This window comes from Streptomyces reniochalinae, assembly GCF_003323735.1.
GTDB classification, from domain to species: Bacteria; Actinomycetota; Actinomycetes; order Streptomycetales; family Streptomycetaceae; genus Streptomyces; species Streptomyces reniochalinae.
On record NZ_QOIM01000033.1, the window covers coordinates 208,200 to 228,194 of the forward strand.

The following is a 19,995-nucleotide window of genomic DNA, read 5'->3' on the forward strand; positions in this document are numbered from 1 at the left end:
GGGAGCCCGCTAGTTTGGGGTCCGTCCCGGAGGGAGCAGGAAAGCGGTGGAGCGCAGGACGATCGGTGCGGCAGCACTCGGTGTGGGGGCCGTGGGACTGGGCTGTATGCCGATGAGCTGGGCCTACTCCTCCTCTGAGCAGCACGGCGTCACCTCGCTGCGCGCGGTGCACACGGCCCTGGACGCCGGCGTCTCGCTGCTGGACACCGCGGACATGTACGGCCCCTTCACCAACGAGCTGCTGCTCGGACGGGTGCTCAAGGAGCGCCGCGAGGAGGCGTTCGTCTCCACCAAGTGCGGACTGCTCGTCGGCGACCAGCACATCGTCGCCAACGGCCGCCCCGGATACGTGCACCGGGCCTGCGACGCCTCCCTGCGCAGGCTCCAGACCGACACCATCGACCTCTACCAACTCCACCGCGCCGACCCCGAGGTACCGATCGAGGAGACCTGGGGTGCGATGGCCGAGCTGGTGACGGCGGGGAAGGTGCGCGCGCTGGGCTTCTGCGCCGTCGGCGCCCGCGCGGACCGGCGCGCGGGCACCGGTATCCACGACGGGACCATACGGCAGCTCGAACGGGTCCAGCAGGTCTTCCCCGTCGGCGCCGTACAGGCCGAACTGTCCGTCTGGTCCAGGGAGGCCCTGGCCACCCTGCTGCCCTGGTGCGAGACCCGCGGCATCGGGTTCCTGGCCGCCATGCCGCTGGGCAACGGCTACCTGACGGGCGCCCTCACCACCGGCGGCGGCTTCGAACCCGACGACGTGCGCGCGCGGCACCCCCGCTTCACCGCCGACATGATGGCCGCCAACCAGCCCATCGTCGCCGGGCTGCGCCGGGTGGCCCGCCGCCACGGCAGCGCGACACCAGGACAGATCGCGCTGGCCTGGGTACTGGCCCAGGGCCGGCACGTGGTGCCCGTCCCGGGGACCAAGAAGCCGCACTGGGTGACGGAGAACGCCTGCGCGTCGGCGCTGGAGCTGACCGAGCACGACCTCGCGGAGATCGGGGCCCTGCCCACGGCCCGGGGATCCTGGGACTGAACCAGGGGCCGCCCGGCCCGGCCGTGAGCCGGCGCCGCTTCCTCACCCGGGCCGGCGTCGGCCGCGACCGCGCGGGGTACTCCCCCGCGCCCGCTCCGTGTGGTCCCCTGGGAGCGTTCGGTGTCGAGGGGCCGAGGAGCCAGAGCGTGCGACGTGCGACGGGTGTGGGTGTCGGTTTGGCCTGTGCGGTGGTGCTGGCCGCGGGGTGTTCGGGCGGGGGCGGCGGCTCGGGCGCCGAGCCCTCCCAGGAAGGGCGGTCGGCGTCGGGCAGCACCCCCTCGTCCCAGGCGGCCCCGGCGAAGGGGTCTGTGAAGGTCGCCGAGACGGTGACGACCGGGCTCGAATCGCCCTGGGGGCTGGCGCCGCTGTCCGACGGGGACCTGCTGGTCTCGCTGCGGGACACCGGGAAGATCCTGCGTGTCGATGCGGACAGCGGCGAGAAGACCGAGCTGGGCACCGTGCCCGGGGTCGAACCCGGCGGCGAGGGCGGGCTGCTGGGGATCGCGGTGCCGCCCGACGGCGAGCAGGCCGGCAGCTGGGTGTACGCCTACTTCACCTCCGCGTCCGACAACCGCATCGTGCGCATGGTCTACGACGACAAGAAGGAGCCCGGCGACCAGTTGGGCGCGCCCGACGTGATTCTCAAGGGCATTCCCAAGGGCCGGCTGCACAACGGGGGCCGGATCGCCTTCGGGCCCGACAAGATGCTCTACGCCGGGACGGGCGAGTCCGGCGACGGTCGGCTCGCGCAGGACAAGGACTCGCTCGGCGGCAAGATCCTGCGCATGACCCCCGAGGGCGAGCCCCCAGGACACGGCAACCCCGCCACCGACTCCGTGGTCTACAGCCGGGGCCACCGCAACGTGCAGGGCCTGGCGTGGGACGCCGACAACCGGCTGTGGGCCTCGGAGTTCGGCCAGGACACCTGGGACGAGCTCAACCACATCGAGCCGGGCAAGAACTACGGCTGGCCCGACGCCGAGGGCAGGAGCGAGAAGAAGCGCTACCGGAACCCGGTGGAGCAGTGGCGCACCGCCGAGGCCTCCCCCAGTGGCGTCGCGGTGGCCAGGGGTTCGGTGTGGATGGCGGGGCTGCGCGGCGAGCGGCTGTGGCGCATCCCTCTCAAGGGCGGGGAACCCGTGGCCAAGCCGCAGTCGTTCCTGAAGGGCAAGTACGGCCGCCTCCGCACGGTCGTCGCCGACCCCGGCACCGGTGGCGGCGGGCTCTGGCTGGTCACGAGCGAGACGGACGGACGTGGCTCCCCGGAGAAGGGGGACGACCGTATTCTCCGGCTCGAGGTGCGCTGAGAGGACCGGGTGGTCTGGTGTTCAATCTGCTGGAGCAGTTGTTCGCACCGCATCGCAAGCACACCGACGACGAGAGGCAGCGCCTTGAGCACACCCGCGTGCAGGCGGGCAGCACCGATCCGGGGGCGGGGCCGATAGACCTCTCCTCGGGGCACGTCCTCATCCGCCCGCCCGCGCCGCGCGCCGGAGCCGAGCCGCCCGCGCCGCGCGCCACCCGCGCCGACGGACCAGCGGGCCCTCTCAGCGAACCGACGGACCGTCCCTGCCGGTCAGCGGACCGCCCCGGGCACGGCGCCACCCCGCGGGGTGGCCAGGCGTAGCCGGAAGGCCATGGCCGCCGCCTCGCCCCGCGTGGCGACGCCGAGCTTGGCGAGGATGTGGGAGACGTGCACGCTCGCCGTCTTCGGCGCGATGTGCAGCCGCTCGGCTATCTGCCGGTTGCTCAGCCCCTCGGTGACGAGATCCAGCACACCCTGCTCGCGGCGGGTCAGTCCGAACGACTCGGCCGGGGCACAGGCGGCGGGCACGGCCCGCCGGGTATGTGCGGTGTCTGCGGACGGATCGTCGTCCAGGGCGATCCGGGCGCGCAGCGCCAGCTGTTCGGCCTCGGCGCGCAGCGGCGCCGCCCCCAGCCGCAGCGCCTCGGCGCCCGCCGCCCGCAGCAGTTCGTCAGGGGAGCGGCCCGTGCCGGGTCCTGGCCCTGCCGGGGAGCGCCGCGCCGCGTCGGTCTCCAGCAGGGACTCCGCCCAGCGGAGGCGGGCCAGAGCGAGGGGGTGGGGGCGGCCGAGGGTTTCGAGGGCGAGGACGGCGGCCTCCCAGCGGTGCGGGTCGTTGGCTCCGGCGGCCCGTGCGAGCTCGGCCTCCAGGAGCAGGGCGTGCCCCTCCCACACGGGTGCGGGCCGCGGCAGCTTGCGGGCGGCGCGCCGCAGTCCGTCCAGGACGGGGCCGCGCTCGTGGTCGGTGCCGGGGAGGCCGCGGGTATCGGCCTCGTGCGTGGCGGCGGCCGTCAGCAGGGCCCATGCCTGCGGGTGACTTCCGGGGCGGAAGCCCTCCTTCAGCGCGCGGGCCAGCTCGGCGCGGGCCTCGGGGAGGTCGCCGCGGCGAGCGGCGAGGACCATGGTGAAGTGCCGGAGCGCGACGGCTTTCTGCGGTTCCACGACGGGGGAGCTGCCGAGCGCGGCCACCACTTCGTCGACGGCGGCCTCCAGCCCCGGCTGGTGTCCGCGGTCGTGGGACAGGTGGGCCCGCAGGAGCGCGACCCAGGCGCGGACGTCGGCGGCGCGCGCCGCGCGTCTGGCCTCGTCCAGGAGCGCGGCCGCCTCGTCCCACTCCCCCGTCGACAGGAGGGCTTCGGCGTGGGAGGCGAGGGCGCCCGCGTAGGAGTTGGGGCGGTTGCGTTCGCGGGCGACGCGGGCCGCGCGGGCGGCCTCGGCCGCCGCCTGTTCCCAGCGCCCCGCCAGCTCCAGTTCGACGGCGATGTTGGTGGCGGCGCAGATCTCCACGCCGGTGATGCCGGCCTCCTCCGCCTCGTCCCGCGCGCGGGCCATCTCGGTGAGGCCCGCTTCGAGGTCGCCCGACTGGGCGAGGAGGGTGCCGAGGGTGACGCGGGCGTCGAGTTCGATGACGGTGGCGCCGACGACCCGGGCCAGTTCGACGGCGCGTACGGCGGTGGCCAGCGCCTCGCGCCCCGGGCGGTGCACCAAGCCCCAGCCGGCCGCGCTGGAGAGCACCTTGGCGTGCACGGCGGAGGGCGGAAGTCCGCGGACCAGCTCCTGGGCCGTGGCGATCTGTGCCCAGCCGTCGCCCGTGCCCGCCTCTTCGACCAGCAGGCCCAGTTTGAGCTGGAACCAGGCGCAGGTGAGCGGGTCCCGTGCCTCGTCGAGCCGGGCGAGCGCGCGGCGGGTGAGCGCCTTGGCCCTGGTCACGTCGCCGCTGGTGCGGGCGGCGACGACGGCTTCGGCCAGTACCTCCACGAAGCGCGGCGGGCGAGCTCCAGCGGCCGGTCCCGGTGGATCGCCGGTGGGGAAGGCGCGCGGCAGCGTGAGGGCGGGGAGGTCTTCCTTGGCCTCCTCGGGTACGTCGTCCCACAGCTCGATGACGCGTTCGAGAAGGTGGTGTTCCTCGGCGTGGGCGTGCCGGCTGCGGGCCTCGACGGAGGCGGAGAGCGCGGCGGGGAGCGCCTTGGCCGCGTCCCGGCCACGGTGCCAGTAGTGCGCGAGACGGGCCAGCCGTTCCTCGGCCCGGACCAGTGACGGATCGGCCTCCAGCGCCTCGGCGTAGCGGCGGCTGACACGGGCGAGTTCGCCGGGGAGCAGGTCCTCACGGACGGCCTCGCGCAGCAGGGCGTGCCGGAAGTGGTATCCGGATCCGTCGGCCGTGGCGCGCAGCACGTTGCCGCCCACGGCGGCGCGCAGGGCTTCCAGCAGCGCGTCCTCGCCGAGCCCTGCGACGGCCGCCAGCAGCGCGTGTTCGACGGCGGAGCCACCGCCGGCGGCCAGGCGCACCACGCGCTGGGCCGCTTCGGGCAGCGCCTCGACGCGGACGAGCAGCAGGTCCCGCAGGGAGTCGCTGATGGAGCAGGTCGCGCAGGTGGCCGTCAGTTCCTCGACGAAGAAGGGGATGCCCTCGGAGCGGCGGAACACCTCGTCGGCCAGCTCGCTGTCGGGCTCGGTGCCGTTGATGCCGGTGATCTGGGCCCCGACCTCGGCGCGGGTGAGGCGGGGCAGGCCGAGGTGGAGGACGGTGCGCAGCCGGTCCTGTTCGGCGAGGAAGGGGCGCAACGGGTGGCGGCGGTGGATGTCGTCGCTGCGGTAGGTGGCCAGCAGGACGAGCCGGCAGGCGCGGAGGGAGCGGAAGAGGTAGCCGACCAGTTCCCTGGTGGAGCGGTCGGCCCACTGGAGGTCTTCGAGGGCGACGACGAGCGTGCGGTCGGCGGCGAGCCGCTCCAGCAGTTGGGCGGTGGCCTCGAACAGCCGGGCGCGGCCGCCGTCGGCTCCGTCGGCGAGGTCGGCGTACTCCTCGCGCTGCGCGGCGGGCGCGGGGACCGCCAGGTCGGGCAGCAGCCGGGCGAGTTCGGCCTCGCGGCCCTCGGCGGCGGCCGTGAGACGGGCCGGGTCGACGGCGCGGCGCAGGCCGCGAAGCGCCGTGGTGAACGGGGCGAACGGGAGGCCGTCGGCGCCCAGTTCGAGGCAGCCGCCGAGCGTGGTGATGCCGCCGAGGGCGCGCGCCCGCTCCAGGAACTCCTCCAGCAGCCGGGTCTTGCCCACGCCCGCCTCGCCGCCGAGCAGCAGCGCCTGCGGGGTGCCCGCCTCGGCACGGGCGAGCGCCTCGGTGAGCGCGGCCAACTCGTCGGCGCGGCCGACGAAAACGGGGCTGACGGCGGTGGTGAGCGGCACGGTGTTCAGCATGGCATCCCCCACCGTCACCGGGCACCCGCACCGACCGGAAAGCGGGAGCGCCCGCGGTCCCTCACGCTGCCCTGACCCAGGCGGTTCCCTCGTCGTGGCGCCCTCGTCGCCCGCGGCCGAGCCAGGCGCGCACGCCGTGCCCGGGTTCCCGGCGGGCGTCCCGGGCCCGGCGTACGAGCCGCTCGTGGTCGGCCTCCCGGCGCAGGTCGTCCATGCGCAGGTGGTGGGTGGTGTGGTTGAGGTCGTACAGCATGGCCCTCGGCCCCCTTGCAGGAGTGTGCGGTGTCCCTGCGGACCTGACACCTCCACACTCCTGCCTGCGGGGGACCCGCCACATCGGGCAACTGCCCCGTCTTGCGCGACCCGGGGGCCTTAGGGCCGGGGCCGACCCGCCTTAGGCGGACCCCCGGCCGGACCCAGGCGGGGTACGGCGGGTGCGGAGCCCGGAGGCTCGGCCGCGGGTTCGGCACCGGGCGCGGGCACGACGGGTCGGGTGCCCTGGGCCGCGGGTGCGGGGCCGTGGGCCACGGGCCCGAGCCCCGGGGCGGCGGGCTCGGTGCCGGGGCCCGGGGCCGGTGCGGCGGATTCGGTGCCGGGGCCCGGGGCGGGTGCGGCGGGTTCCGCGCGGGGGCCTGTGGCGGGTTCCGGTTCGATGCTGATGCGGGGCAGGCGGCGGTCCAGCCAGCCGGGCAGCCACCAGTTGGCGCCGCCCAGCAGGTGCATCAGGGCGGGCACCAGCAGGGTGCGCAGGACGAAGGCGTCCAGGGCGACGGCGGCGGCGAGCGCGACGCCGAACATGGCGATCAGCCGGTCGCCGCTGAGGACGAAGGCGCCGAAGACGGCGATCATGATGACGGCCGCCGAGTTGATGACGCGGCCCGTCTCGGCCAGGCCCACCCGTACGGCGCGCCTGTTGTCGCCCGTCAGCCGCCACTCCTCGTACATCCGGCTGACGAGGAAGACCTGGTAGTCCATGGAGAGTCCGAAGAGCACCGAGATCATGATGACGGGCAGGAAGGGTTCGACGGGGCCCGCGCTGCCCAGGCCGAGGAGTTCGCTGCCCCAGCCCCACTGGAAGACGGCGACGACGACGCCGAACGCGGCGGCGACGGCCGCGATGTTCATGGCCGCGGCCTTGAGGGGGATGCCGATGCTGCGGAAGGCCAGCAGCAGGAGGAGGCAGCCGAGTGCGATGACGACACCGCCGAAGAGGGGGAGCTTGCCGACGATGAGGCCGGCGAAGTCGTCGTAGCCGGCGGTCGGGCCGCCGACCAGGACGCGCAGGCCCGATCCTTCCCCGGCCTCGGGCAGCACGTCCTCGCGGAGCCGGTCCACCAGGTCCGAGGTGGCCTTGGACTGGGGTGAGCTGTCGGGCACGACGGTGATCACTCCGGTGTCGCCGCTGCCGTTGAATTCGGGCCCGGCGACCCGGGCGACGCCCGGGGTGGAGCGGAGGAGCTCGGGCAGGTGGTCGAAGGCGAGCTTGTCGCCGGCGCCGTCGACCTCGCCGACCAGCGTGAGGGGGCCGTTGGTGCCGGGGCCGAAGCCTCCCCCGGAGCCTTCGCCCCCGGCGAGCAGGTCGTAGGCCTTGCGGGTGGTGCTGGTGGCGGGGTCGTTGCCCTGGTCCGAGGTGCCCAGGTGGAGGCTGAGGGTGGGCAGTGCGAGCACCGCCATCAGCACGGCGGCCAGGGCGCCCAGCAGTCTGGGCCGGCGCTCGACGAACGCGGACCAGCGCACCGCGAAGCCGGTGGGCGCCTCGGGGCGCGGCCCGTGCTCGGTCAGCCGTCGGCGTTCGCGGCGGCTGAGTGCCCGCATGCCGATCATGCCGAGGAGCGCCGGCAGCAGCGTCACGGAGGCGGCCACGCTGAGGACGACGGTGAGACAGGCGGCGAGTGCCACTCCGTCCAGGAAGCCGAGCCGCAGGATGAACATGCCCAGCAGCGCGATGCACACCGTGGCGCCGGCGAAGACGACCGCCCGTCCTGAGACCCTCACGGCGCGCTGTGCCGCCTCGTGCACGGGGAATCCGGCGCGCAGCCCTGTGCGGTGCCGGGTGACGATGAACAGCGCGTAGTCGATGCCGACGCCCAGACCGATGAGCGTGCCCAGCATGGGGGCGAAGTCGGCGACGGTCATGACCTGGCTGAGGAGCCCTGTGCCGGCCGCCGCGGTGCCGACGGCGACGACGGCGGTGATCAGCGGCAGCGCGGTGGCGGCGAGCGAGCCGAAGGCGAGGAAGAGGACGACGGCGGCCGCGGCGAGCCCGATGACCTCGGCCAGCTGTGCCTTCGGCGCCTGGGTGAGCGCGATGCCCGGGCCGCCGGCCTCGACCTGGAGGCCGTCCCCGGCGGCGTCGCGGGCGGTCTCCAGGACGCGCTGGGCCTGTTGTTCGCCCAGTTCGCCGCCGGGCGCGTCGAGGGTGAGGGTGGCGTAGGCGGTGTGGCCGTCCTCGCTGATCCGGCTCTCGCCGCCGGGCGCGTAGGGGGACTGTACGGAGGCGACGCCGGGCAGGTCGGCGACGTCCCGCAGCGTCTCGGACATCCGTTCTTTGACGGGGGCGGCGCGCACGCTGCCCTCGTCGGTGTGCCACACGAGGGTGTCGCCCTCGCCGCGCCGGTCGGGGAAGGCGCTCTCCAGCCGCTGTGCTGCCTGGGCCGACTCGGTTCCCGCCGCGCCGTAGTCGTCCGAGTAGGCGCTGCCGGTGAGTGCCGCGGCGCTCACCGCGCCGGCGAGCGCGGCGAGCCAGAGCAGCAGGACGGTCAAGCGGCGCCTGAGGCACCAGCGGGCAAGAGCGGTCACGGGCGTCGCCTGTCTCGGGTCTCGGCACGGGCGGGACGGCGCGGAGCGGAACGTACCGCTCCGGAACCACCGCCTGTGCAGCCTGCCATCCCCAAGAGATCCTTTGAGACCTTTGTGGTGATACCCACAACCCGGCCACACACGGGAACTTTCCGGTGCCGGACCCGGTTCCGGGCCCGGCACGGGACCCGCGGGCCGCCGCCGCTCAGCCCGTCACCGACTCCTCACCGTTCTCGATGTGCCCCATCAGCCGCCGCCCGAAAGAGTCGTCCTCCGCCACGCCGACCTTCAGGTCGTACCAGCCGTGCGCCGCGGCGGTGCGGTATCCGACCTCGCGCCGGCGCCCCGGCTCCACCCGCACGGTGCGGGGCGCCTCGTCGCTGTAGGCGAGCGGCTCCAGACGGAAGGTGAGAGTGTGCTCGCCGTCGTTGGCCAGGCTCAGGCGCAGCTCCCGCGAGCGGCCCTCGATCCGCGTGGTCACGCCGGCGCCCGCCACCGCGCCACGGGCGCTGCCGGAGAACTCGCGCCTGAACCCGTTCGGTCCCGTGACGGTGAACCGGTAGGCACCGTCCTTGACCGGCACCCGCTCCTCCCGCTCCCCGCGCACGTCCAGGTGGAGCGGCTCCGGGTACTCCTTCGCGTACGGATAGAGGGCGAAGTGCGCGCCGGCGCGTCCCGCGTTGCGCAGGGTGAGCCGCACCCGCCCGGCTCCGGTGTCGTGGACCGCGTCGGCGTCCGGCTGGTACGGGAGGGGGCGCGCCCTGCGGTGTCCCGGCTCCTGGCTGGGCAGCCGTTGGTCCGCTGGCGGCCTCGGGCTCCAACGGGCGGTGAACGGCGGGATCGGGCCCGGCTGATGGGCCGTGGGCTGCGCGCGCCGCACTGAGAAGTCGAACGCGCTGGTCAGGTCGCCGGTGACGGTGCGCCGCCAGGCGGAGATGTTCGGTTCGCTGATGCCGGTCCAGCGCTCCAGGAAGCGGATGACCGAGGTGTGGTCGAAGACCTGGGAGCACACGTAGCCGCCCACGGTCCAGGGGGAGACGACCGTCATCGGCACGCGCATGCCCAGGCCCGTCGGCTTGCCCTGCCAGTACTCGTCCTCGACGTCCCGTCCCGGCACGGGCGGTGGCACGTGGTCGAAGTAGCCGTCGTTCTCGTCGAACATCAGCAGCAGCACCGTGTGCCGCCACACCTTCGGGTTGCGGCCCAGCGCGTCCAGCACCTTGTAGACGAAGGTGGCGCTCTGGATCGGTGAGGAGCTGCCCGGGTGCTCGGAGTCGGCGGCCGAGGGGACCAGGTAGCTGACCTCGGGCAGCCGCCCCGCATCCACGTCGGCGGCGAACGCGTCGGCCGTCGTGCCGGGCTCACCGCGCACGAGGGCGCGGTCGAAGAGGCTGCGTTCGGCCTTGGTGAGCGTGGCGCGGCCCTTCTCCAGCCGGGCCAGCAGGTCCGCGCGCCCCGCCTCGTCGGCGTCGGCCATCTTCCCGTAGAAGGCCGTCATGTTCCCGGCCCCCTCCACCTCGGCGAGGGCCTTGCGGGCGACGGCCTTGAAGGACGCGTAGAACTCCAGGTTGTTGTCGGTGAAGTTGTCCCACTCCTGGTAGACCTGCCAGCTGCGGCCTGCCTTTTCAAGCCGCTCCGGGTAGGTCGTCCAGGTGTAGCCGGGGTGGGTGTCCTCCTCGTAGGCGTCGTTGCCGACGGCTCTCTTCCCGGTCAAGGGTTCGAACCCGGTCCAGCCGCTGACCAGGTGGTTGCGGTTGGGGCTCGTGGAGGAGTGGATGGAGGAGTGGTAGGCGTCGCAGACGGTGAACGTCTCGGCCAGTTCACGCTGGAGGGGGATGTCGTCGCGGTCGTAGTACGCCATGGTGCTGGCGGTCTTGGCGGTGACCCAGTTGTCCATCCAGCCGTCGTGCCAGGCCTTGGCCCCGCCCTCCCAGCCGTGGTCGAGGGCGCCGATGTACTGGGCCTCCTGCTGCTGGGTCTCGGCGGCCTCGCGGACGGAGAAGGGCAGCACGGTGCCGGCACCGAGGGCGCCCGGCTGTTCGAACACGCTCGTGCCGCCGGGCAGCTGGACGGCGTTGCGGTCGCCGTAGCCGCGGACCCCGCGCAGCGTGCCGAAGTAGTGGTCGAACGAGCGGTTCTCCTGCATGAGGATCACCACGTGCCGGATGTCCGAGAGCCCCTCGCCGCCGCCGGGGCCCGCTCCGTGTCCGGCGTCGGCCGCGATGGCCTGCCGCAACGACGGCGGCAGCAGGGAGCCGGTGACCGAGAGCCCCGCTGCCGCCGCCGTCATGCAAAGCGCCCTCCGGCGCGATATCCCGTCAGCCACCCCTGCCGCCTCTCCACCCAATGGTTCACTTGTAGGCCATTGCCGAACGCGACAGGGACGGTAGCGGGCGAAGGTGACGCGCGAAAGGTCTCCGGATGGACATTTTCTTATCCGGCGCGGCCCGCGACGGGCAGCAGGGGGAAGTGGCAGCTCACCAGGTGCCCCTCCCCCGCGGGTGCGGTCGGCTCCGGCGGGGTGGTCGCGCACAGGTCGGTGGCCAGCGGGCAGCGGGTGCGGAACCGGCATCCCGAGGGCGGGTCGGCAGCCGACGGGGTCTCGCCCGCGAGCGGCCCCGCCCCCTTGGCGGGCTCCGCTTCCGGCGCACCGCCCACGACGGCGCTGTCGGCCGTCTCCAGCAGCCCCCGTGTGTACGGGTGCAGGGGCCGGGCGAACACCTCGGCGGCAGGCCCCGTCTCCACCAGCGAGCCCAGGTACATCACGCCCACCCGGTCGGCGAGGTAGCGGACCACGGCCAGGTCGTGGGAGATGAACAGGTAGCTCAGCCCCTTCTCCCTTTGCAGGTCCCGCATCAGGTTGAGGATCTGCGCCTGTACGGACACGTCGAGCGCGGAGACGGGTTCGTCGGCGACCACCAGCGAGGGGGCCAGCGCCAGCGCCCTGGCCAGACCAAGGCGCTGGCGCTGGCCGCCGCTGAACTCGTGCGGGTACCGGTGGACGGCGCCGCGCTCAAGACCCACCTCGTCCAGCAGTTCACGGACGCGCTCCTCCTGGGCCGAGCGGTCCCCCACGCCCTGGACGACCAGCGGTTCGCGCAGGATCGCGCCGACCCGCATCCGGGGGTCCATGGCGGCGTAGGAGTCCTGGAACATCAGCTGCACCCGCCGCCGGTGGGCCCGCAGCCCGGCGCGGTCCAGCGTCGCGAGGTCATCGCCCTCGAACCGTACGGATCCGCCCGTCGGCTTCTCCATACCGACGGCCAGGCGGCCCAGCGTGGACTTGCCGCAGCCGGACTCGCCGACGATGCCGAAGGTCTCGCCGCGCCGCACAGTCAGGGACACCCCGGCGACGGCGCTGACCCGGCGGCGGTCCCTGCGCCGGGTGAACGGGCCGCTGTGCAGGGCGTATTCCTTGCGCACACCGTCGAGGCCGAGCAGCACGTCGGCGTCGGCGCCCGGACAGGCGGCAGCGTCCTCGGCGGGGCGTACCACGCCCGCCGCGCCCGCCGCGGCCGCGCGCGCCGCGGGGTCGGCGGGGTGGAAGCAGGCGTAGGTGTGCAAGCCCGCGTCGTCGGCGGGCCGCGGCGCCGGCTCCTCGGTGCGGCAGACGTCGGTGGCGTGCGCGCAGCGGGGGGCGAAGCGGCACCCGGCGGGCCGCCTGGTCAGCGACGGCGGCAGTCCCGGGATGGTGGCCAGGGGGCGGCCCGTGCCGGCGGCGCGCTCGGGGAGCGCGTCGAACAGCGCCTGGGTGTAGCGGTGCCGCGGCGAGGTGAACAGCCGTGCGACGGGGGCCTGCTCGGCGACCTTGCCCGCGTACATCACGGCCACGCGGTCCACACGGCGGGCGATGACCCCCAGGTCGTGGCTGACCAGGATGAGGGCCATGCCCAGGCGTTCGCGCAGCTCGCCGATCAGCTCCAGGATCTGGTGCTGGGTGGTGACGTCCAGCGCGGTGGTCGGCTCGTCCGCGATCAGCAGCTTCGGTTCGCACACCAGCGCCATCGCGATGGCGACACGCTGCCGCATGCCGCCGCTGAGCTGGTGCGGATAGTTCTTCATCCGCTCGCCCGGCTGCCCCAGGCCGACCAGGCGCAGCGTCTCGACCGCCCGCTCCCTGGCCTCGGCGCGGCTCACGTCGCGGTGCAGCAGCAGCGGTTCGGCGACCTGGGCGCCGATCGTCATGGTCGGGTTGAGGGAGCTGAGTGGGTCCTGGAAGACGACACCGACGGCCTCGCCCCGTATCCGGCGCAGCACCTGGTCGGATGCGGCGGCCAGGTCGGTGCCCTCCAGCAGGACGCGCCCCGAGGTGACCCGGGCGCCGGGCGGCAGCAGCCCGAGCACGGAGAGCGCCGTCATGGTCTTGCCGCTGCCGGACTCGCCCACCAGGCCCAGCGCCTCCCCCGGCGCCAGCCGCAGGGAGACACCGTCCAGCGCGTGCACGGTGCGCTCGGCCCCCGCGCGGTCGCGCCCGGCGATCGACAGGTGCAGCTCCTCGACGGACAGCAGGGGCGCGCCGGACAGCGGGGGCTCGGCGGGCGGTACGGGCCCGGTCGGCCGCGTGGTCGGCATCATGACACCTCAGTTCTTCTGGAGCCGCACGTCGAAGGCGTCCCGCAGGCCGTCCCCGATGAAGTTGAAGGCGGCGACGACGAGCACGATCGCCAGTCCCGGCGGGAAGATCAGCCACCAGTAGCCGACCTGCGTGTAGGTGATGCCGGAGCTGAGCATGGAGCCCCAGTCGGCGGCGGGCGGCGGGATGGACAGGCCCAGGAACGACAGGTAGGCGACGTAGAGGATGGCGTCGGCGATCTGGAACGTGGCGTTGACGATCATCGTGCCGACGGCGTTGGGCACGATGTGGCGGAAGACCGCGCGCCCTCCCCCGCCGCCCATCAGCCGCATCGCGTGCACGTAGTCGCGGCTGCGCAGCGTCAGCGCCTCGCCGCGGATGAGCCGCGCGGGCGAGAGCCAGGCGACGGAGGCGATGACGAGGATCAGCACCGGCTTGCTCGGGGTGACCATCGCCGCGACGACGACCAGCAGGAACAGCGCCGGAATGGCGAGCGCCGCGTCCGTGACCCGCATCAGTACGGCGTCGGCCCAGCCGCCGAAGTAGCCGGCGACCGCACCGTAGACGGTGCCGAAGAGGGTGGCCAGCAGCCCGGCGGCCAGCCCCACCTCCAGCGAGGTCTGCCCGCCGTGCATCAGCCGGCCCAGCATGTCGTAGCCCAGGTCGGTGGTGCCCAGCGGATGGCCGGCCTCACCGGGCGCGAGGCTGGCCTGGTCGAGGTCGGTGTGCACCTGGTCGGTGGGGTGGACCAGCGGCCCCAGGAAGCAGAAGGCGAGCAGCGCCGCCAGCAGGCCCGCGCCGAGCAGCGCGAGCCGGTTGCGGGCGAAGACGGCGAGGGTGCGGCGGGCCAGGCCCGGGGTGGCGTCCGGGCCGTCGTCGTCCGCCGGTTCCCCTGCGGCCGGTTGCGGTGTGGTCGGGGTGGCGGCTTCTGCGGTCACGAGACGCTCCGGATGCGGGGGTCGAGGACGGCGTAGGCGATGTCGGTGAGCAGCGAGCCGAGCACGGTGGCGACGCCGACGACGAGGGTGACGCCGAGCAGGACGGGGAAGTCGTTGGACTGCGCGGCGTTCCAGAACAGCAGCCCCATGCCGGGGTAGTTGAACATCGACTCGACGACGAGGGTGCCGCTGAAGAGGGTGGGCAGGTAGAGCCCGAGCAGGCCCGCGAGCGGGATCAGCGCGTTGCGCAGCACGTGCCTGGCCATCACCCGCACCTGCGACTGGCCCTTGGAGCGGGCGGTGCGCACGTAGTCCTCACCGAGGTTGTCCAGGACGGACGAGCGCATGTAGCGGCTGAACATGGCGATGATGCCCAGCGCCATGGTGACCACGGGCAGCACCAGCCCGGCGGGCTCGGCGAGGACGCCGCCGACCGACTCGGCCTGGGGCGCCTCCGCGGGAAACAGCGGCCACTGCTGGGCGAACCCCAGGATGAGGACGAGGCCGAGGAAGAAGACCGGGGTCGCGTACGCGACGAAGGCGGCGCCGGTGAGCACGTAGTCGGAGAGCCGGCCGCGCCGTACCGCCTGGAGGACGCCGAGGGGGATGGCCAGCAGCGCGGCGAGCACGACGGAAAGGCCGGTCAGCAGCAGCGTCTTGGGCAGCCGTTCGGTCAGCAGTGCCAAGACGGGCTGATTGAGCTTGTAGGACTCCCCCAGGTCGCCGGTGACCAGCCGTTTGAGATACATGCCGTACTGGACGGGCAGGGAACGGTCGTAGCCCTGGAGGTGGTTGAAGTGCGCGATCGCCTCCGGGGTGGCCTTCGGGCCGAGGATGGCGCGCGCGGGCCCGCCGGGCAGCTGGTGCAGCAGGACGAAGACGATGAGGGAGACGAGGAAGAGGACGACGAGGGCCTGGCCCGTGCGCTTGAGCAGGAAGCGGGTCACCGGTTGGCCCCCTTGCCGCCCCGCGCCGGCTTCTTCACGAAGTACCAGTCCTGGGGGGCCAGCGTGAGCGTGGGGTTCTGGTCGACGCCGCGCAGGTCACTGCGGATGACGGAGACCTGGTATGCGGGGTTGGGCGTCCACAGCACGGGTACCTCGCGGGCCAGGTGGCGGGCGTAGTCGCGCATGGCCGAGTCGTCGTCGGAGTACTCGGTGCGCTTGATCAGCTCGTCGGTCCTGGGATCCGACCAGTTGCCCATGTTGGAGGGCGCTCCGGTGGCGAACAGCTGCTGGCCGCTCGGTTCGGCGGGGAAGATCCAGCTGCCCTGGGTGCCGAAGAAGCCCAGCTGCCACTGGGAGCAGACCGGCTCCTTGGGTTTGCACGGCACGGTGGTGCCCAGCACGGTGTTCAGCGGCTGCTCGCGGATGTCGAGCCGGACGCCCGCGCGGGAGAAGGACGACTTGATCGCCTGCATGGTGTTGGACGTCTCCGTCGACCCCGACTGGGAGAGGAGTTCGAGGGCGAGTTCCTGTCCCTTGTCGATGCCCTTTCCGCAGTGCCCCTCGCCCGTTCCCGGTGCGGCGCAGCGCAGCGTGCCGTGCCCGTCCTCGCCGCGCTTCCAGCCGTGCGCGGCGAGCAGCGAGCGGGCCTTCTCCGGGTCGTACGGCAGCGCGTTCTCCTCCATCAGGGCCGAGGGGACGGGGCCGAGCGTGGGTTCGGCGCTGCCGTGCCAGACGTGCTTGGAGATCGCCTTCTGGTCGATCAGGGACTGGAGAGCCCTGCGTACGTACCGCTGCCGCATCAACGGCCCCGTCTCGGGGTGGTTGAGGTTGGGGACGAGGTAGGTGACGCCCCAGCTCTCCCACGGGTCGATGCGGTAGCCGGTCTCCTTGAAGTGCGCGGACTGCGCCATGACGGAGGGCGGGATGTAGCCGTAGTCCAGGCCGCCGGCGCGCAGCACGTTGAACTCGCTGCTCGCGGTGGTGAACGGTTTGAGGACGACCCGGTCCAGGTGCGGCTTGTCGGGGCCGGCGTAGCGCTTGTTGGGGACGAGGGAGACGTGTCCCGACGCGGTCCACTTCTCGACGCGCCAGGGCCCCATCGTGGTCTTCCACAGCGGGTCGCTGTCGAACTTCGAGAGCTGTTTGGCGTGCGTAAGCAGCCGCTTGAAGACTTTCTTCGGGTCCTCGCCCTTCTTGCTCCAGGCGTGCCGGGGCAGCGGCTTGAAGTACTCGAGCTGGTCGGCGGTGAACCATGCGGGGTTGTACGAGCGGTCCAGGCGCAGCCGGAAGGTGTGGTCGTCCAGCACCTGGAACCTCTCGACGTTGTCGGGCAGCAGCTTCGGCGAGTAGCCGCCCCAGTCGTCCTTGTTGGCGCGGATCAGCTCGAACCAGAAGCGCACGTCGTCGGCGGTCACCGGCTCCCCGTCGCTCCACCGGTAGCGCTTTTTCAGGGTGACGGTGACGGTGCGGTTGCCGTCGCTGAAGCGGGGCTTGTCCGCGACGTTGCGCGGACTGTCCATCGTCAGCTTGCCGCTCTTGTCCGGCTCGGGCGTGTAGAGCGGCGGGTAGAGCAGGTTCTGGATGGCGCTGTTGTAGGTCGCCAGATAGCCGGGCGCGCCGATCGGGAAGATCCAGTTGGGGGTGGCCGCCGGTGGGAGCGCCATGACGGCCGTGCCGCCCTCGACGGGTGTGCCCTGGCCGGGCCGCACATCGGTGACCGCCTCCACCTTCGGCCCGCAGCCCGCGAGCAGCGCGGTGGCGACGAGCAGGGTGACCGAGGCGAGCAGCCGGCCGTGGGGGCGGTGTATTCGCGCCCTGACACGTGTGCGAGTCCTGGACTGGCGCATGCTGCCTCCGGTGTAACGGCCAAAGATAGCGAGCAAAGTACGGAGGCTTCCGAAAAAAGGTCAAGACCTCTTGGCCACTTCTGTGGAAATCGTGTCTACTGACGGAAGTTGGAGCCGCCACTTCCTTCGGCGACCGAACCAAGACCCGTGCACGAGTGACCAGGACAGGTGTCTATGCCCCCCGCACCGCAGCAGCCGAGCGCCCCGGCCGTACCGGCGGGGCTGCCCGGCACGGCGGCCCGCGTTCTCGACCTGGTGGCGAGCGGCGTCGTCTCCTCACGCGCCGACCTCGTCCGCGAACTGGGCCTGGCGGCCTCCACCGTCTCCGCGCGGGTGCAGGAGCTGGTGGACCAGGGGCTGTTGACGGAGGTCGGCGAGGGCACCTCGCGCGGCGGCCGGCGCCCCAGGCTGCTGCGGATACCCGACGACGGTGCCGTCGCGCTCGCCGCCGACCTGGGCAGCCACCACGTGCGGCTCGCAGCAGTCGGCCTGACCGGCAGCGCCGCCGACGTCGAGGAGCACGCCCTCGACCTGGCCGCGGGCCCAGCGGCGACACTCGGAGTGCTCGTCGAGCGGCTGCGTGCGCTCGCGGAACGGCAGCGGGCCGCGGGCCGCACCGTCCGCGGTCTCGGCGTCGGCTTCCCCGGCCCCGTCGACACCGAGGCCGGGCGGGTGGTGGCCCCCTCGCGCATGCCGGGGTGGCACCTGTTCGACCTGCGCGACCGGCTCGCCGACGCACTCGGCCTGCCCGTCCTCGTCGACAACGACGCCAACGTCATGGCGCTGGGCGAACACCGCACCGTCCTGCCCCACCTGCGCCACCTGGTGCTGGTCAAGGCGGGGCGCGGCATCGGCTCGGGCGTCATCAGCCACGGCACGCTCTACCGGGGCGCGGGCGGCGCGGCCGGCGACATCAGCCACGTGCGGGTGGAGGCGGCGGCCGAACGCCCCTGCTCCTGCGGCAACATCGGCTGCCTGGAGACGGTCGCCAGCGGCGCTTCCCTGGTCGCCGCGGTGCGGGAGCGCGGGCTGCGGGTGGACGGCGCCGCCGACGTCCTGCGTCTGGTGCGGGACGGCGAGCCGCAGGCCACCACCCTGGTCCGGCAGGCGGGGCGGCACATCGGCACGGTGCTCTCGGTCGTCGTCAACTTCTTCAACCCGCAGGCCGTCGTCCTCGGTGGCGCGCTGGCCGCGGCGGAGCCGCTGGTCGCCGCCGTACGCGGCATGCTCTACGAACGCTGCCTGCCGATGACCACCAGCGACCTGGTGATCACCGCCTCGACCACGGGTCCTGACGCAGGGCTGCTCGGCGCGGGCCACGCCGCGCTCCGCGAGTTGGTACACGAGGCCCCGGCGGAAACGGGCCGGGCGCCCGCGGCCCCGGCGGCGGAACCGGGCCGAGGGGCCGGGACCCCGATGGCGGAACCGCGCTGAGCACCGCCGGGGCCGCCCCGCCCCTTTCGACGACCCCCTCCCGCCTTGCACTTCCCCGTCAATCCCCTCATCCCCTACAGCGTCCGCAGGAAGACAGCGTCCGCAGGAAGGAACCTCCCTCCCGATGACACCGACCTCCCTCCCCGGCCCCGTCGGCGCCGGCGCCCCGCGCCGCAGGCTGCGCATCGGCATCGGCGGCATGGCGATCGAGTCCAGCGAGTTCTGCCCGCACCGCTCCTCCTACGAGGACTTCCGCGTCACCCGCGGCGCCGACCTGCTCGCGCGCTACACCTGGACGCGCCCCGACGACGGGCTGGCGCCCCTGGTGGAGTGGGTGCCGCTGGTCCACGCGGTGGCCCTGCCGGGCGGGCCCGTGGTACGGGAGACGTTCGAGCGCATCCGCGACGAACTGGTCACCCGCGTCCGCGACGCCGCACCGCTCGACGGTCTCGTCTACGACATCCACGGCGCCATGAGCGTCGTGGGGCTCACCGACGCCGAGGCCGAACTGACCGCGGCCGTCCGCGAGGCGGCCGGGCCCGACACGCTGATCTCCGCGGCGATGGACCTGCACGGCAACGTCTCCCACGACTTCGCCCGCCACCTCGATCTGCTGACCGCGCACCGGCTCGCCCCGCACGAGGACGCCTGGGAGACCCGGGAGCGCGCCGCACGCAAACTTGTCGAGCGCCTGGCCACCGGCGCGGGACGGCCGCACCGCGCCTGGGTGCAGGTGCCCGTCCTGCTGCCCGGCGAGAAGACCAGCACCAGGCTGGAGCCCGCCAAGTCGCTCTATGGCTCACTCGCCGACGTCGAGGCGAGGGACGGAATCTGCGACGCGGCGATCTGGGTGGGCTACGCGTGGGCGGACGAGCCGCGCTGCCGGGCCGCCGTCGTGGTCACCGGGGACGACGCCGACCTCGCGCTGGAACAGGCCGGGGCGCTGGCCCGGCGCTACTGGGAGGCGCGGCACGACTTCACCTTCGTCGGGCCGACCGGCCAGGCGGACGAGTGCATCGCCGCGGCGGTGGCCTCCACCGCGCGCCCCTTCCTCATCAGCGACTCGGGCGACAACCCGACGGCCGGCGGCGCCGGCGACCTGGCCTACATGCTGAGCAGGCTCCTTGCCGACGACGACCTGGCGGCGGGCCGCGTCACAGCACTGCACCCCGGCATCCACGACCCCGCCGCCTTGGCCGCCTGCTTCGCCGCGGGCACCGGCGCCGAGGTGACGCTGAAGGTCGGCGGGCACGTGAGCGCGGGCAGCGGCGTCCACGCCGAGCCCTGTGAACTTGCCGGAGAGGTCGTCTCTCTGCAAACACTCGGCGGCGTGCGGGCCGCAGCCGTGCGCCACGGCGGAGTCACCGCCGTCCTCACCGAACGCCGCACCCCTTTCCACACCAGGGCGGACTTCGGCGAACTCGACCCGCTCGGGTACGACCTCGTCGTCGTCAAGATCGGCTACCTGGAGCCGGAGCTGTACGACATGGCCGCTGACTGGCTCCTCGCGCTGACCCCCGGCGGCGTGGACCAGGACCTGCTCCGGCTCGGCCACCACCACGTGGCCCGCCCGCTGTACCCCTTCGACGACGAGGGGTTCGAGGACCCGGGGACGGTGCCGGTGCTGTTGTGAGACGCAGCCGTGACACCATGCCCGGGCCCGGGGCCCGCGGCACCCGTTAGCCTGTGGGAACTGTCACC

General features: G+C 73.4%; 13 protein-coding genes. 5 read left to right on the forward strand and 8 right to left on the reverse strand.

Annotated elements, in window-relative coordinates:
• Nucleotides 1-46 precede the first annotated feature (46 nt).
• The 3 genes from DQ392_RS14300 to DQ392_RS34820 all read left to right on the forward strand — a co-directional run bounded on the left by DQ392_RS14300 (nucleotide 47) and on the right by DQ392_RS34820 (nucleotide 2,669).
• Nucleotides 47-1,042: an aldo/keto reductase gene (locus tag DQ392_RS14300; protein ID WP_114015966.1), complete on the forward strand. Its 996-nt coding sequence runs from the start codon at nucleotides 47-49 to the stop codon at nucleotides 1,040-1,042.
• 146 nt (nucleotides 1,043-1,188) lie between these two features.
• A complete protein-coding gene (locus tag DQ392_RS14305; protein WP_114015967.1) occupies nucleotides 1,189-2,349 on the forward strand; it encodes a PQQ-dependent sugar dehydrogenase in 1,161 nt (386 codons plus the stop codon).
• A 98-nt stretch (nucleotides 2,350-2,447) separates the two neighbouring features.
• Nucleotides 2,448-2,669, forward strand: a complete 222-nt coding sequence (locus DQ392_RS34820) for a hypothetical protein (RefSeq protein WP_245981476.1) — start codon at nucleotides 2,448-2,450, stop codon at nucleotides 2,667-2,669.
• Here the strand turns inward: DQ392_RS34820 and DQ392_RS14315 are convergent.
• The 8 genes from DQ392_RS14315 to DQ392_RS14350 all read right to left on the reverse strand — a co-directional run bounded on the left by DQ392_RS14315 (nucleotide 2,619) and on the right by DQ392_RS14350 (nucleotide 16,860).
• Nucleotides 2,619-5,756, reverse strand: a complete 3,138-nt coding sequence (locus DQ392_RS14315; RefSeq protein ID WP_181856419.1) for an ATP-binding protein — start codon at nucleotides 5,754-5,756, stop codon at nucleotides 2,619-2,621. The genes DQ392_RS34820 and DQ392_RS14315 overlap by 51 nt on opposite strands.
• 61 nt (nucleotides 5,757-5,817) lie before the next feature.
• On the reverse strand, nucleotides 5,818-6,009 hold the full coding sequence (locus tag DQ392_RS14320) for a hypothetical protein (protein WP_114015969.1): 192 nt from the start codon (nucleotides 6,007-6,009) through the stop codon (nucleotides 5,818-5,820).
• A gap of 119 nt (nucleotides 6,010-6,128) precedes the next feature.
• Complete coding sequence (locus DQ392_RS14325) at nucleotides 6,129-8,555, reverse strand: MMPL family transporter (protein WP_245981454.1); 2,427 nt, start codon at nucleotides 8,553-8,555, stop codon at nucleotides 6,129-6,131.
• Between the two features lie 205 nt (nucleotides 8,556-8,760).
• A complete protein-coding gene (locus DQ392_RS14330) occupies nucleotides 8,761-10,881 on the reverse strand; it encodes a phosphocholine-specific phospholipase C (RefSeq protein ID WP_425470530.1) in 2,121 nt (706 codons plus the stop codon).
• Nucleotides 10,882-10,988: 107 nt separating this feature from the next.
• The gene (locus DQ392_RS14335; RefSeq protein ID WP_114016031.1) at nucleotides 10,989-13,127 is read right to left on the reverse strand and encodes a dipeptide ABC transporter ATP-binding protein; all 2,139 of its coding nucleotides are present in this window, start codon (nucleotides 13,125-13,127) and stop codon (nucleotides 10,989-10,991) included.
• Between the two features lie 9 nt (nucleotides 13,128-13,136).
• Entirely contained in the window at nucleotides 13,137-14,066 is a 930-nt protein-coding gene (locus DQ392_RS14340; RefSeq protein ID WP_114015970.1) for an ABC transporter permease, read from the reverse strand.
• A complete protein-coding gene (locus DQ392_RS14345; protein ID WP_114015971.1) occupies nucleotides 14,063-15,013 on the reverse strand; it encodes an ABC transporter permease in 951 nt (316 codons plus the stop codon). Before DQ392_RS14345 ends, DQ392_RS14340 begins: the two co-directional genes overlap by 4 nt.
• A complete protein-coding gene (locus tag DQ392_RS14350) occupies nucleotides 15,010-16,860 on the reverse strand; it encodes a peptide ABC transporter substrate-binding protein (protein ID WP_114015972.1) in 1,851 nt (616 codons plus the stop codon). The genes DQ392_RS14345 and DQ392_RS14350 overlap by 4 nt, the downstream gene beginning before the upstream one ends.
• 174 nt (nucleotides 16,861-17,034) lie before the next feature.
• Between DQ392_RS14350 and DQ392_RS14355 the strand changes: the two genes are divergently transcribed.
• On the forward strand, nucleotides 17,035-18,294 hold the full coding sequence (locus DQ392_RS14355; protein ID WP_114015973.1) for an ROK family transcriptional regulator: 1,260 nt from the start codon (nucleotides 17,035-17,037) through the stop codon (nucleotides 18,292-18,294).
• 124 nt (nucleotides 18,295-18,418) lie between these two features.
• The gene (locus DQ392_RS14360; protein ID WP_114015974.1) at nucleotides 18,419-19,927 is read left to right on the forward strand and encodes a M81 family metallopeptidase; all 1,509 of its coding nucleotides are present in this window, start codon (nucleotides 18,419-18,421) and stop codon (nucleotides 19,925-19,927) included.
• The last annotated feature ends 68 nt before the right edge of the window (nucleotides 19,928-19,995 follow it).